The organism is Microcystis sp. LE19-84.1B (genome assembly GCF_027531875.1).
Lineage (GTDB): Bacteria > Cyanobacteriota > Cyanobacteriia > Cyanobacteriales > Microcystaceae > Microcystis > Microcystis panniformis.
The window spans coordinates 1-13,874 of sequence record NZ_JAPZSR010000051.1 but is presented as its reverse complement, the minus strand read 5'-3'; the positions used below and the strand labels follow the sequence as shown (position 1 = coordinate 13,874).

At 43.9% G+C, this 13,874-nt stretch carries 15 protein-coding genes and 2 pseudogenes; 8 read left to right on the top strand and 9 right to left on the bottom strand.

All coding sequences use genetic code 11. The features are described 5' to 3' along the window. Positions 1 to 159, bottom strand: a pseudogene (locus O9324_RS02650) (DUF2887 domain-containing protein); the annotation flags it as partial. 192 nt (positions 160 to 351) lie between these two features. On the opposite strand from O9324_RS02650, the gene O9324_RS02645 reads away from it, so the two are divergent. The 3 genes from O9324_RS02645 to O9324_RS02635 all read left to right on the top strand — a co-directional run bounded on the left by O9324_RS02645 (position 352) and on the right by O9324_RS02635 (position 2,363). Then, complete coding sequence (locus O9324_RS02645) at positions 352 to 1,350, top strand: PDDEXK family nuclease (RefSeq protein WP_012264649.1); 999 nt, start codon at positions 352 to 354, stop codon at positions 1,348 to 1,350. A gap of 432 nt (positions 1,351 to 1,782) precedes the next feature. Next, on the top strand, positions 1,783 to 1,980 hold the full coding sequence (locus O9324_RS02640; RefSeq protein WP_002739031.1) for a hypothetical protein: 198 nt from the start codon (positions 1,783 to 1,785) through the stop codon (positions 1,978 to 1,980). Between the two features lie 17 nt (positions 1,981 to 1,997). Continuing rightward, positions 1,998 to 2,363 carry a type II toxin-antitoxin system death-on-curing family toxin gene (locus O9324_RS02635; protein WP_230401049.1) on the top strand — a complete coding sequence of 122 codons (366 nt, stop codon included), beginning with the start codon at positions 1,998 to 2,000 and terminating at the stop codon, positions 2,361 to 2,363. A gap of 197 nt (positions 2,364 to 2,560) precedes the next feature. Here O9324_RS02635 and gatA read toward each other — a convergent pair whose 3' ends face one another. Beyond that, positions 2,561 to 4,012, bottom strand: a complete 1,452-nt coding sequence (gene gatA / locus O9324_RS02630; protein WP_288139404.1) for an Asp-tRNA(Asn)/Glu-tRNA(Gln) amidotransferase subunit GatA — start codon at positions 4,010 to 4,012, stop codon at positions 2,561 to 2,563. 136 nt (positions 4,013 to 4,148) lie between these two features. Between gatA and O9324_RS02625 the strand changes: the two genes are divergently transcribed. The 3 genes from O9324_RS02625 (at position 4,149) to hetL (ending at position 6,434) form a co-directional block, all read left to right on the top strand. Continuing rightward, entirely contained in the window at positions 4,149 to 5,159 is a 1,011-nt protein-coding gene (locus O9324_RS02625) for a DUF6398 domain-containing protein (RefSeq protein ID WP_288139403.1), read from the top strand. A 197-nt stretch (positions 5,160 to 5,356) separates the two neighbouring features. Next, positions 5,357 to 5,719, top strand: a complete 363-nt coding sequence (locus O9324_RS02620) for an ArsR/SmtB family transcription factor (RefSeq protein ID WP_002738764.1) — start codon at positions 5,357 to 5,359, stop codon at positions 5,717 to 5,719. Between the two features lie 52 nt (positions 5,720 to 5,771). Beyond that, positions 5,772 to 6,434: a heterocyst differentiation pentapeptide repeat protein HetL gene (gene hetL, locus O9324_RS02615; RefSeq protein WP_002769203.1), complete on the top strand. Its 663-nt coding sequence runs from the start codon at positions 5,772 to 5,774 to the stop codon at positions 6,432 to 6,434. A gap of 335 nt (positions 6,435 to 6,769) precedes the next feature. Here the strand turns inward: hetL and O9324_RS02610 are convergent, their stop codons facing one another. The 7 genes and pseudogenes from O9324_RS02610 to remA all read right to left on the bottom strand — a co-directional run bounded on the left by O9324_RS02610 (position 6,770) and on the right by remA (position 12,103). Further along, positions 6,770 to 6,907, bottom strand: a complete 138-nt coding sequence (locus O9324_RS02610; protein ID WP_002739211.1) for a photosystem II reaction center protein K — start codon at positions 6,905 to 6,907, stop codon at positions 6,770 to 6,772. 50 nt (positions 6,908 to 6,957) lie between these two features. Beyond that, positions 6,958 to 8,082: a tRNA guanosine(34) transglycosylase Tgt gene (gene tgt / locus O9324_RS02605; RefSeq protein ID WP_287629624.1), complete on the bottom strand. Its 1,125-nt coding sequence runs from the start codon at positions 8,080 to 8,082 to the stop codon at positions 6,958 to 6,960. Between the two features lie 220 nt (positions 8,083 to 8,302). Next, complete coding sequence (locus O9324_RS02600) at positions 8,303 to 8,764, bottom strand: hypothetical protein (RefSeq protein WP_039900599.1); 462 nt, start codon at positions 8,762 to 8,764, stop codon at positions 8,303 to 8,305. A 213-nt stretch (positions 8,765 to 8,977) separates the two neighbouring features. Continuing rightward, positions 8,978 to 9,616: an ATP-dependent Clp endopeptidase proteolytic subunit ClpP gene (gene clpP, locus O9324_RS02595; protein WP_223210338.1), complete on the bottom strand. Its 639-nt coding sequence runs from the start codon at positions 9,614 to 9,616 to the stop codon at positions 8,978 to 8,980. A gap of 18 nt (positions 9,617 to 9,634) precedes the next feature. Next, positions 9,635 to 10,922 (bottom strand): annotated as a pseudogene (locus O9324_RS02590) (RNA-guided endonuclease InsQ/TnpB family protein). Between the two features lie 344 nt (positions 10,923 to 11,266). Continuing rightward, a complete protein-coding gene (gmk, locus tag O9324_RS02585; RefSeq protein WP_287629625.1) occupies positions 11,267 to 11,821 on the bottom strand; it encodes a guanylate kinase in 555 nt (184 codons plus the stop codon). Between the two features lie 12 nt (positions 11,822 to 11,833). Beyond that, positions 11,834 to 12,103, bottom strand: coding sequence for an extracellular matrix/biofilm regulator RemA (gene remA, locus O9324_RS02580; protein WP_002737924.1), 270 nt, complete (start codon positions 12,101 to 12,103; stop codon positions 11,834 to 11,836). Between the two features lie 524 nt (positions 12,104 to 12,627). Between remA and O9324_RS02575 the strand changes: the two genes are divergently transcribed. Both O9324_RS02575 and psbV read left to right on the top strand, forming a co-directional pair. Beyond that, positions 12,628 to 12,834: a hypothetical protein gene (locus O9324_RS02575; protein ID WP_002735525.1), complete on the top strand. Its 207-nt coding sequence runs from the start codon at positions 12,628 to 12,630 to the stop codon at positions 12,832 to 12,834. Positions 12,835 to 12,962: 128 nt separating this feature from the next. Then, positions 12,963 to 13,448, top strand: coding sequence for a photosystem II cytochrome c-550 (gene psbV / locus O9324_RS02570; protein ID WP_287629626.1), 486 nt, complete (start codon positions 12,963 to 12,965; stop codon positions 13,446 to 13,448). Positions 13,449 to 13,874: the final 426 nt, after the last annotated feature.

Genomic DNA, 13,874 nt, shown 5'->3' with positions numbered 1-13,874 from the left:
GTTGATTAACTCCCCATAACGAGCCGTCTCTACGCTTTCCACTGAACGCCGAGGATAAATAACTACTCCCTGCCAATTGTTGCTTAAGTCCGTTTGGTGGAGATAGAGGAAGATTTCACTGAAGAAACGGGAATAAAACCTCAATTGTACTTCTAGGAAATTGTCTTCTTTGGCAATTTTTAAAACCTAGAACTAGGCTAACTTGTGGATAGGTGCATTCATTAGTATTCATATCTTGATTCAGCAACGCCATTTTTGATTACCACCGCTGACCATGGCCGTTAGCTGTCTTACTTGGGTTCAGTTTTAACTGTATAATGTATAAATCATTGTCTAAAGCTAGTGGAACTCATGCCTCTCTATACTTTCAAAGATAAACAAATTACTGAAGTCCAGAACACACAGTTTGGCATAGAGAAAATTCAAGAGCGTTCTGACCTCCAAGCTGCTCTAAGAGATAAAATCACAGTCATCTCTCCAGATACGTTGGTCATTTCTGAAGAGTTTTCAGAATGGACTGAAGGAGCTAGAAGAATTGATCTGCTCGGCATTGATAAACAAGCGAACTTAGTAGTCATTGAACTTAAAAGAGATGACACTGGTGCCCACATGGAACTTCAAGCACTTCGCTATGCCGCGATGGTTTCTACATTGACCTTCAAAAGAGCTGTTGAAATTTACCAGCAATATCTTGAAAAACGTTGTATTGGTAAAAATGCTGAGGAAGAAATCCTCAACTTTTTGGGCTGGAGTAATGCCCTAGAAGAGCAATTTCCAAAGGATGTCAGAATTGTTTTGGCATCGGCTAACTTTTCTAGAGAGCTAACCACAACGGTAATGTGGCTAAACGATCGAGATTTGGATATCCGTTGTGTTCGGCTACAACCCTATAAGCTTGGGGAAGAGCTTCTGCTTGACATTGAACAAATTATCCCATTGCCAGAAGCAGAAGAGTACCAAGTGAAGGTGAGAGAGCAAGCATCGGCTCAGAGAACGGCTGCCAGTTTTAGTAAAGATAAGACGCAATATCAGTTCCTTGGAAATATTTACAATAAGCGCCAGCTCGTACTAGCTATCGTTACTCATCACCTCCAAACAAATCCGGACACAACTTTCGACCAATTACGCCAGATATTCCCTGATGAAATTCATCGTAGCTTTGGTGTTGTTGCCCTACTAGAAAAAGCGACGGAAAAGGGAGGGGCTAAACGCTACTTCTTAAACGAGGAGCAGTTACTCCAAACCGGAGATGGTCAGACAATTGCCGTTTGTAATCAGTGGGGGATTGATAACATCAACCCAATCCTTGAAATTGCCAAGAGACAGGGATATCAAGTAGAAGAACTCTAAAAAATGGGTCACATCTACCAGCAGATAATCCGGTCAAGTTGGCAGTTGCGTTATTGCCAGACAGCTAACACTGCGTTGGTGCGGACGGAACAGAGGTTATTGACGAGAGTTCAAGCTTGTCTGCCGCCGCACAACTTCACCCTTAGAGTGAGATGACAAAGTGAAAGCTTTTTTGGCAAATTGTCCCCAATTAAAATATAGCGTTTCCTAAGCTAGTGAGGTACACCTATTTTTCTTCCCTTTTGCCTCTTGCCTTTTGCCTAAAACCCATAACTTTTGTACCTCAGCAGACTGAAAAACGCTATATCAACTTTAGAGCATTGCTGGGCCACAGAGAAGACTTGAGGGGTGCGTTAATTAACTGTAACAGGTTCCATATTTAGGTTTACGGAGGTTATAATGTTAAATATTTAGACTATTGAGAGGTTTTTGATGGCTTCCATTACTGTTAATATCTCAGATGAGCAGTTTCGACGATTACAACAGTTAGCTCAGAACAGCCAAGTTTCCCCTGAAGACTTACTCAGTGCCAGCATAGAAGATTGGTTGGTTGGTCCTAAAAACGAATTTACTCAAGCATCAAGCTATGTACTCAAGAAAAACGCTGAACTTTATCGTCGTTTAGCATGATACGCTATCTAACATTAGTGGAAGTCCTCGATTTACATCATCAAATTATTCAACAGTCCCAAGGAGCTATGGGTATTCGTGACCTAGGTTCTTTAGAGTCTGCTATTGCTCAACCACGCATGACATTTGGCGGGCAGGATCTTTATCCGACAATTGTTGATAAAGCTTCAGCTTTGGGATTTTCAATTGTGATGAATCACCCATTTCTTGATGGCAACAAGCGCACTGGTCATGGGGCAATGGAAACATTTCTGGTGTTGAATGGACTGGAGATTAATGCTTTTGTAGATGAGCAAGAACGAGTCATTTTAGCTTTAGCCTCTGGTGAATTAGAACGTGTTGCCTTTACCAATTGGTTACGGCAAAACGTTGGAGCAAGCTAACACCGTGTTGGATTCGACCTTACCAAAGTGATTTATAAAAGCCAAAGTTTGGCGGCTGCCGCTCAACTTAGAATGGGATGATGAGGTAAACGCTTTTTTGGCAAATTGTCCCCAATTAAGAGAAGGCTTGAGGGATTTTCGGTGTTGCTGATTTTTACTTGATGGCTACCGGCAAAAGATAGCCATCGGCAATTGTATCAATTTGTAAAAGATGGTTGACGTTTGTGCCAATCGGTGGCCTGTTCGTAGGCGTGGGCGACATGAAATAATTGATCTTCGCGCAACACATTACCCACTAATTGTAAACCGATCGGCAAACCTTGCCCATCAAAACCGCAGGGAAGACTTAACCCGGGTAAACCAGCTAAATTGACGGGAATAGTCATTAAATCCGATAAATACATACTCAGAGGGTCTGCCGTTTTTTCACCAGCTTTAAAGGCTGTGGTCGGTGAAGTGGGAGAAACTAACACATCTACCGATTGAAAAGCTCGATCGAAATCCTCTTTGATCAAAGTCCTCACCTTTTGTGCTTTCAGGTAATAAGCATCATAATAACCCGCCGAGAGGGTATAGGTTCCCAACATAATCCGGCGCTTAACCTCCGCACCAAAACCCTGAGCGCGAGTCTTGGTGTACATATCAATCAAACTATCGGCATCTTCCCGAATACCGTATTTAACCCCATCGTAACGGGCTAAATTCGCCGATGCCTCCGAGGGGGCGATAATGTAGTAGGTGGGCAATCCGTAACGGAAACGGGGACAGGAAATCTCTTTAATCGTAGCACCGAGGGACTTTAACTGCTCTAAAGCTTGATTAACTGCCTCGGCAACCACCTGATCCAAACCTTCCCCGAAAGTTTCCTTAATTACGCCAATTTTTAGCCCTTTTAAACTGGTTTTCAGGAATTGGCTATAGTCGGGAATCGGCAGATTGAGACTGGTAGAATCTTGGGGATCGTAACCTGCGATCGCTTGTAATAAAATCGCTGCATCTTCTACGGTACGACCAAAGGGACCAATCTGATCGAGAGAAGAAGCGTAAGCCACCAAACCAAAGCGAGAAACCAAGCCATAGGTCGGTTTTAGACCAACAACGCCACAAAACGAAGCCGGTTGACGAATTGATCCCCCCGTATCCGATCCTAGGGCAATCACGCATTCTTGAGCGGCCACAGCCGCAGCCGAACCTCCCGAAGATCCCCCCGGCACCCGGGATAAATCCCAAGGATTAGCAGTAACGTGATAACCAGAGTTTTCGGTGGAACTACCCATGGCAAACTCGTCTAAATTAGTTTTACCGACGATAACTGCCCCTAAATCCCGTAATTTTTGGGTAACGGTGGACTCGTAGGGGGGGACAAAATTCTCTAAAATCCGAGAAGCGCAGGTGGTGGGGATACCTTTGGTGCAGAGATTATCTTTTAATGCGATGGGAATACCTGCCAAGGGATGCAGAGATTCACCTCTAGCTATTTTCTCGTCCACTTTTTGGGCTTGTGCGAGGGCTAAATCCGGGGTTAAATGGAGAAAGCTTTTTACTTGTGGTTCGATCGCTTCAATACGAGCAAGAAATTCTGTGGCGATTTCGACGGCTGTTTTTTCTTTATTAACGAGTTGTTGATGCAGTTGACGAATCGAAGTCATGTTCAGTTACCGGTTACAATCACCGTCAGGAGCAAGCAACAACCCCGGACAGCAAAGACTATTTTAGCGTTAGTTTGGCTGTCGGTCAGCTAATCCCCTAAAATTAAAGGAAAGCCTCGAAGGAAAACCTACAGTTATGACTTTTAATATCCGACAATTAGATAATTTAGACTACGATGAAGCCGAACCCTTACTAGAAGATTATATTAATGGAGCGATCGAAGAATATATCAATTCGCCCGAGGGAGATGCCTATTATCAAGAAAAACAAGAAGGTTGTGGTTGGATTGCTACCTTTGTCGAGTTGGCCTATCTCTATAAAGGTTATACCCTTGCTACCATGACTAAGGCAGATGTGCAGATCTTAATGGAGAAGATCTTACCACGCAAAATTACTATCCTCGATCCGACGGAAACCGAAGATGCTATCCCTGAATTAATTAGTTTTTGGCAATTTTTGGGACGAGAATATAAATTAACTCAGGCTAAGGCTATTATTAAATATTTAGAGCAATTAGGCGATCGCTTTAGTCAACTGATGAACGATCCCAACAGTGGCGGTTTTATGAAAAATCTCTTGTTACAAGCGCATCAGCAGGGTTTTGATATCACCAGTCAGGAGGGTTTAACAGCTTTTCAAGAAAAATATAATGCTGAACAACGTGCTAAACAGCAAGCGGCAGCAACATCGAAAAAAACGCCCCCAGCTGTTCCTAAATCGGAAAATGTTCCCAAGGCAATGCAGGCCAAATATCAAGAAATTACCGCTATTACCGATAAATTTGCCGCTAAATATCTTAATGAAGAATACGCCCAACTTATTCGCCAATTAACCGCAACTTTAGCTCGTAAGCGTCCCTCTCCCCTAGAAAAAGGTAAAGCCAATTCCTGGGCTGCCGGCATTACTCACGCCCTAGGAATGGTCAATTTTCTCTTCGATCCTAGTCAAAATCCCCACATTTCGGCCACAGAACTTTATCAAGCTTTTGGGGTTGCCCAAAGTACAGGACAAGCTAAATCAAAACAAGTGAGAGATTTACTGAAGATGTCCTATCTTGACTCAGAATGGGCTTTACCAAGCAATTTAGAGAACCATCCTAGCACTACTGTCCGGAACTTAATCACTACCATGCTCGGTGATAGTTAGGGTTTGCGATAAAAAGTCTGTTGGTGGAGTTAGGCGGCACTCTTGCAGCAGTAGATTCCTGAATAACCCAATCTCGATCGCTCGTGCCGACTAGACTCTAGTTACCTCTCCAGTTAAACTATAGTAGTCAATAGTTATAAAGTTTTAAACGATCACCTATTGTCAGCCTTTTTAACTGGTCACTTTATTACCCACCCATGTTAGACAGTTTCTCCCCCCAAACCTCTAGCGTCGTCCTCGCTTCCGTGGCGGACTATTTCAAAGTCCTGTCGGAAGTCAGTCGCCTACAGATTCTCAGTTGCTTGCAATTAGGCGCGATGAATGGTAAAGAAATCGCTGAAGCTACCGGACTAGGCCAGGCCAATCTCTCCAAACACCTGAAAGCTTTAACCCAAGCGGGAATTATCTCGCGACAACCCCAAGGAGTCAGCGTTTACTATCAAATTACCGACCCCGTCATCTATGATCTCTGTCAGGTGGTTTGCGATCGCATTAGTCAGCAAATGCGTCAACGGGCCCGAGAATTCGAGAGTCTGCCGGCTTTCCATCTCCCTAAATAAAAATCACCAAACCCTTGACATTTTGCCTCAATTATGATAGGGAAAAATTTCCATGCTCCTAGAAGAACTTTGTCAACGCTATCGGGAGGGAGAAAGAGATTTTCGGGGGATTAATTTGCGGGAAGGCGACTTAACGAATATTATCCTCCCGGGAGTCGATTTTTGCCGTGCTGATCTGCGACAGGCCCGGTTAGGAAAAATACGCCTCGCGCGATCGCTGCTGAGGGAAGCGGATTTAAGTGAGGCGATTCTTTGGGGAGCAGATTTAAGTCAAGTGGACTTTTATCGAGCCTGTTTACGCGATGCAGACCTAAGCGGAGCTAATCTGATCGAAGCCAATTTAGAAGCCGCTTATTTAACCAAAGCCGTCTTAAACGGTGTTAATCTCAACAGTGCTAATCTCCAGCAGGCCGTATTAATCGATACGGATTTTCGCTCCACTTCCGACCAACGCACGGACTTAGGCAAAACTAACTTTTGCGGAGCCGATCTCAACTATGCTAATCTGAGCGGTTCCCTGTTATATCGAGCTAATTTGGCTAATTGCCGACTTTGCCGGGTTAATTTTCGTGCTAGTCCCGAAAGAGACGGATTTATCACCGATCTCACCGGGGCCAGTTTCCGGGGTGCGGATCTCAGTTATGCTGATTTGCGCGGGGCAATTTTAGAAGATGTGGACTTAACTGGTGCTGATTTAACCGGGACTTTGTTTTAATCTGGGAAGCTTTTTCAGTAAACAGTAAAAAGTAAACAGTAAACAGTGAAAAGACAGCAGTGTTAATGTCATTTCGTACTCCTCACTTAATACCACTCACTTAAAACTCAAATCTGATAACAAAGGCCGAATCTCAGACCTAATTGGTTAAGCTAAAAGCTTTGATGTGCTTAGTTTCTAACCTTCTTTTTAGGTAGGAGAATTGTCAGATTCTGTCTTTTGCCTCTTGCCTCTTGCCTCTTGCTTTCAGAAGCTGATAACTGCTCACTGATAACTGATAACTGCTCACTGATAACTGATAACTGCTCACTGATAACTGATAATTAAGGGTCGATTTATTTAAAACCGACGGATGCTTGCCAAACAAAGGCCAGCAAGAGGAAAAATAGGGGAATCAGGGGCAAGACATCGACTAAGGGGTCGAAAATTTGGTATGCTTCTGGCAATTTGGCGAACAAAAGTGCAGTTTCCATCTCTCTATCTACCTTGACAAGAAAATTTTCAAACGTTTCCTGAAATTTTATCACGTTGGGGTAACATCTACGGCATCCTCAAGCCAAGGGGCAAAATCTTGGGCAAAAGTCCCCCCTAGGATAGATTGACGAATTTCACGGGTAAATCTGATTAATTCGGCGATATTGTGCAGAGATAAGAGAATATAACCCAACATTTCCCCCGATTTAATTAAATGATTCAGATAGGCACGGCTAAACTGTTGACAGGTGTAACAGGCACAAGTCTCGTCTAAAGGGGCGAAATCCTCCTTAAAACGGGCATTTTTTAGGTTCCAACGCTCTCCCCGCACCAAAGCTGTGCCATGGCGACCAAAACGGGTGGGAATGACGCAATCAAACAGATCTATGCCACTAGCGATCGCCTTGGCCATTTCTCGATAGGTTCCCACTCCCATCAAGTAACGGGGTTTATTTTCGGGGAGTAAAGGGGCAGTTATCTGGACAATGCGATGAATTAGGCTCGTTTCTTCCCCCACACTCACGCCCCCGATAGCATAACCGGGTAAATCGAGTTTTACTAAAGATTGCGCCGCCGCTGCCCGTAAATCCTCATAAATTCCCCCTTGTACTATGGCGAATAAAGCCTGTTCTTGAGGTCGTTGATGGGCCGTCAGACAGCGCTCTAACCAGCGATAGGTGCGTTCTATGGATGCTTTCATGGTCTCATGACTGACTCCCGTGGGGGGACATTCATCGAAGGCCATAATCACATCAGCACCGAGGGCATTTTGAATCTGAATCGATTTTTCCGGCGTGATTTCGATTATTCTACCGTCCCGGGGCGATCGAAAGGTGACTCCCGACTCTTTAATTTGCCGGAGTTGACTAAGGCTAAATACCTGAAATCCACCCGAATCTGTTAATATTGGCTGGTTCCACGCCATAAACTCGTGTAAACCTCCCGCTTTCTCGATAATACTTTCTCCAGGCTGCAGATGCAGGTGATAGGTATTAGCGAGAATCATTTGCGCTCCCGTGCTGGCGATTTGAGCGGGGGTCAAACCTTTCACCGTGGCCAAAGTTCCCACGGGCATAAAACGGGGTGTTTCTACCGGTCCGTGGGGAGTATGCCAAACCCCAACCCGCGCACCAGTTTGGGGACACTGGGCGATTAATTCAAAGGAAAATCCCACTGTTTCAGTTATCAGTTATCAGTTATCAGTTATCAGTTATCAGTTATCAGTTATCAGTTATCAGTTATCAGCTTCTGAAGGCAAGAGGTAAAAGACAGAATCTGGCAATTCTCCTACCTAAAAAGAAGGTTAGAAACTAAGCACATCAAAGCTTTTAGCTTAACCAATTAGGTTTTAGATTCGGCCCTTGTTATTAGTAACCAGTATTTCTGCTCACTGCCTAAAAAGGGCAATCGTTGTCGTCTTCGTCTTCAAACTGCACATCCCACTTAGCAGAAAGTACCTGAGTAACCATGGCTTCGAGGGTATCAGCATTGAGACGGGCTTTCATATCGGGGTCTTGCAGTGGATTACTCAGGGGAATCAGCCGTAATTGCCGATTGTCTTGGATCAGATCAAAATAGGTTTCACCGTCAGGAGAGCGGGTTAAACGCAGATAATCGAAGCTATAGGTATTCAGATAAAGACTGTAGTTAGCAACTAGGGTGCTTTGCTGATAATCGGCGAAAACTTCCACTATCCATCCCTCCCCTTCACTCTGAATCACCCCTTCGAGACTATGGATGTAGCGAACTCGTCCGATATCATCGAGGAGACGACGCATATCTTCTTTAGCGATGACCACGCCAGAATCAATAATACAGGGGGCGGGCAGGGGCTGTGAGGGCGGATGATAGTTCATAGGGATTGCCAGTAAAAAAATTTCCGTTAATAACCCACCGGGTGTTTCTACCGATTCCTGTTGCAATTTTTTTCGGGTTACGTCTCGATCTTAACCCAATCCGCTAGAACTTTTCACTGTTACTTAAGATTAATAGCGATGATCGATGATTAATTTCTGCTTACTAAATATTTACAAAAATTTGGGTAGACAGGGCCTACCCGATCATGATTATTACTGGGGAGGGTTGGAAGCAGAAGGACTGCGATCGATCACTTGATCGATTAAACCATAGTCTAGAGCCTCTTCGGCGGACATAAAGAAATCCCTTTCCGTATCCTCGGCGATGAGGTCGAGAGGTTTACCGGTATGACTAGCTAGGTGTTGATTGAGTAATTGTTTGAGATAGAGAATTTCTTTGGCCTGAATTTCGATATCGGTGGCCTGACCTTGGGCGCCGCCGAGGGGTTGGTGAATCATGATCCGCGAGTTGGGTAGGCTCATTCTTTTGCCCGGTTTGCCGGCACTGAGGAGAAAAGCCCCCATACTGGCGGCTAAACCAATACAAATGGTGCTGACATCGGGACGGATTTGATTCATGGTGTCAAAAATCCCTAATCCAGCCGAAACGGAACCCCCAGGGGAGTTGATATACAAGTAAATATCTTTTTCGGGGTCTTCTGCTTCTAGAAAGAGTAATTGGGCGACAATTAGGTTAGCCAGGTCGCTGGTTACTTCTTGTCCCAAAAAGACGATTCTTTCCCGGAGTAGTCGGGAGTAGATATCGAAGGCGCGTTCGCCCCGGCCTGTGGTTTCAATAACGGTAGGAATCATTGCGCTTTCTTGTCTTGCTGCTGCGGTTGGTTTTTTGATTTTGACATACTCCCACCGTCAAGCTACGCTGTGACGGGGGATTCTTGACCTATCACTATCGGAAATTCCTTGTTCAACGAGACAGCTTAGATTCTCAATGTCTCCACTGAAAATCTTTCTTGCCGGACTCTCCCAAGGCGTTTGGGTCGGTTTCTGTTTGCCCAACAGTACCGTTGAGATGATTTCCCAAATATTTCAACCCTTTTTTAAGAATATTTATTGCTGCATTATGATCCCTATCTAAGACTGTTTGACAATTAGGACATTGATGAGTTCTAGTGCTTAAGGTTTTTTGAACTCTCGTCCCACAAACTGAACAATCTTGAGAAGTGAAATGCGTTGGTACAGCAACACAAACAATCCGATAAATCTTAGCAAAATAATTCAACCATTCGGTGAATTGATACCAAGAAGCATCGGAAATCGACTGGGCAAGCTTATGGTTTTTGACTAAGTTTCTTACCTTTAAAGCTTCATAGACTACCAAATCATTAGACTGGACTAACGCCAAAGCCTCTTTAATTACTTTGTCTTTACGTTGTCTTGATACTTTAAGATGAAGTTTAGCTACTTTTACCCGTTGCTTGTGATAGTTTTTAGACTGTTTCTTTCCTTTACGGAATTTCTTAGATAATCGTCGTTGTGCTTTTTGAAGTCGTTTTTCTGACTTTCTTAAATAACGTGGATTCTCTACAGTATTACCTTGGGCATTGGTATAAAATTCCTTTAACCCTAAGTCAATTCCTGTTATTTGTCCCGTCGGTTTATGGTATTCTTGCCGTTCTACGTCAATCAGAAACTGGCAATAATAACCGTCAGCACGTCTAACAACTCTTACCCGTTTAATCTGTTGCTCTGAATAATAAACTAACGTCTTTTGACTACACCATAAATCAAATTCTCCTGCTTTAAAGCCATCAGTAAATCTAATTTTACGTCGATCATCAGATAGTTTGTAGCCTGTTAGTTTGTATTCAACAGAACGACTATGCTTTCTGAACCGAGGAAAACCCTTTTTCTCTGGTATATTAGCATGACAATTCTGATAAAACCTAGTAATTGATTGCCAGGCTCTATCAGCAGCCGATTGACGAGCTTGAGAGTTTAATTTATTAACCCAAGGTGTCTCTTTATTGTTAGCTAGTACCGAGCAAAGTTTTTGGAGATCATTGCGGGTTGTACCCTTATGATCCATCCAATAACGAACACAAGAGTTACGCACAAACTGAGAAGTTCTAATAGCTTCATCAAGCCGGTGATATTGCTCTAGTGTCCCGTTTTTTAGCTTTGCTTCTACGACTAGCATCTAACAATTCTCGACCATTGGTTAAGTAGATTATAACACAGTTTGTCCACAGATGGTGGAATTAAACCGATGCTCCGTTGCTAATATTCTGGTCGGATTTCATCCCCCGCTAATTTTTGTGAGTATCTTATCGAAAAATGTAGCGGGGGTATTCATCCGATATTTTAGGTAACTTAGGGAATGGGAAGTGGGGAAGTGGGGAAGTGGGGAAGTATTTTCAGTGAACAGTGAACAGTAATCAGTAATCAGTGAACTGAAAACTCACATCTGATAACTAATAACTGATTCAAGGCTGCCTCGGAGCCTCGGAGCCTCCTGCCTCGGAGCCTCCTGCCCCTTGATGGCTAACGGCTAAAAATAATCTTCTCGATGGCATCTAGGGCGGTTTCTAGGTCATCGTTGACGATTTGATAGGGGAACTCCCCGCTGGCGGCCAATTCTTCTCGGGCGCGTTCTAAACGACGGGCGATCGCTGTTTCGGCATCTTTGCCCCGGTCGCGCAAACGACGTTCTAATTCCTCGAAACTGGGGGGTAGGATAAAGATTCTCCTCGCTTCGGGGAAGCTTTTACACACCTGTCTGGCCCCCTCTAATTCGATTTCTAGAATTACGGTCTGGCCTGTTGCTAATTGAGCGGCGATCGCTGATTGGGGAGTTCCATAATAATTGCCCGCGTATTCGGCCGATTCGAGAAATTCTCCAGCTGCCATTTTCTCCTCGAAACTGGGACGGTCGAGAAAGTAGTAATCTTTCCCCTCAATTTCACCCGGTCGAGGTGGGCGCGTAGTAGCGGATACGGACAGGTAGAGGTTAGGGAAACGAGTTAGTAAATGCCGGACTAGCGTACCCTTGCCCACACCGCTAGGGCCAGTAATGACGATTAATTGACCGGGTTGCATGGGGTTAATAACTTAGTTGCTACTATTAACAGGGGCTTCTTTGTTGACCACGAAACGGTGAGCCACGGTTTCTGGTTGAATGGCCGACAGCACCACATGACTAGAATCGGTGATGATCACCGCACGAGTCCGTCTTCCGTAGGTAGCATCGATTAAACAGCCTTTATCCCGAGCATCACTGATGATGCGTTTGATAGGAGCCGATTCTGGGCTAACGATGGCGATAACCCGATTAGCGGAAACAATATTACCGAAGCCGATGTTGATCAGTTGTATATCCATAAGTTAACAAAGGTGCAGCCCTTTGTACAAAAGAGTGTGGAGGTATGATTACAATGTTATCGGGAAAGATTTAGCCTTACAACGCTAAAAATAACATTCTTAATCACATTTTAGTATTTTTTCAGGTTTTTTGCGATTTTAATTAAATTTGTTTACACAAGTCTCTATCTTAGGGAATAAAAAGGCAAAAGTCGGGAAAATTAGGGAATTTTGGGGGAGTGGGGTGATGGGGTGATGGGGACGTGGGGTATAGGGTGGGGGGTGTGACCCCCCCAACCCCCCCGACATCGGGGGGGGCAGGGGGGGTGTGGGGTGTAGGGTGATGGGAGCTTTTTTCAGTGTTGCCAAAGGCACGGCGTAGCCGTCCAGTAAACAGTAAACAGTAATCAGTGAACTGAAAACTCACATCTGATAACTGATCAGTGATCAGTGATAACTGATCACTGTTAAGAATGTCCCCAGCAATGGCATGATAATTATGGTAACTAATAAGTATTCTCTATCCTTGGTGGGTGCGTTAGACTATGGGTTTTGCTGATCTATCGATCGCTGATATTGCGGCAGAGTACGATCTGGCCGATGAATCTGTGTTGTCACTTTGCGACCAATTAGGCATCTCCTATAAAGATCGGCAGACTAATCTCGCCCTAGAAGATGCTAAAGCAATTATCTCACTGATTTTATCCCAACGCTCAGGAGTAACCGCCTCGAAAACGGAAACGTCCCCTTGACTTTATTCCCCACTGCGATCTTCTCGGTGTCCGTGATCACTTAGAATCGATCGACACCCTCCCAGAGGAGAAAATTTTTTAGTCACCTTAAAATTCCCTTTCTTGGAACAATTGCGAGTAGGAGAACAATGATCAAACGTTTGATTGTGGCAGCGATCGCTGTAGTCTTTTTTGTATTACAATTCAATCTTAACGGCGCTAGTGCCTTAGAACTCGATCAAGAAACCCTCACCATCACCCTCAATGACGTAGGGGAATCGGTGACTTTGACTTCTGAACAAGCGACGGAAGGACAGAAACTTTTTGTCGCCAATTGTACTAAGTGTCACCTGCAAGGTAAAACCAAAACTAATAATAATGTCAGTTTGGGTCTGGGTGATCTAGCAAAAGCGGAACCTCCCAGAGATAATCTGTTAGCATTGATTGATTATCTAGAACATCCCACCAGTTACGATGGTGAAGATGATCTAAGCGAATTTCATCCCAATGTTAGCCGTCCCGATATCTTCCCAGAATTACGCAATCTGACCGAAGATGATGTGTATAACGTCGCCGCTTATATGTTGGTTGCTCCCCGTCTAGACGAGCGTTGGGGTGGTACAATTTACTTCTAAATTGCCCTCCATATATCCCTCAATCCCTCTAGATTTCTAGGGGGATTTTTGATTAGACAGCAAATAGTTGTAAAAATTCTTTGAGTTCATTTAATACCTCATGCTCAAAGTTCCAAATATGACGTTTGTTTTTCATAACATAATCAAATCCATTCATACTGCATTTCCTGCCAGCTTGTTTTTTGTCTTCTGTGGAACAGGTATCAAATCGTAAATAGTTACTAATCCAAAACTTATCAAAATCTTTGTCTTTAATCGATTTTTCTTGCTTGTTTAAACAATTTCTCCTGACAGGGGGACAAGCAAGCTGAAAAGCTTATGTAGCATGGAATACAGACACAGACTCCAAAAAAAGATAAGTCATATTTACTATATATGACCTAAATAACGAAAATGATAAGTGAACTATACCGGAAAGTCTTAGAG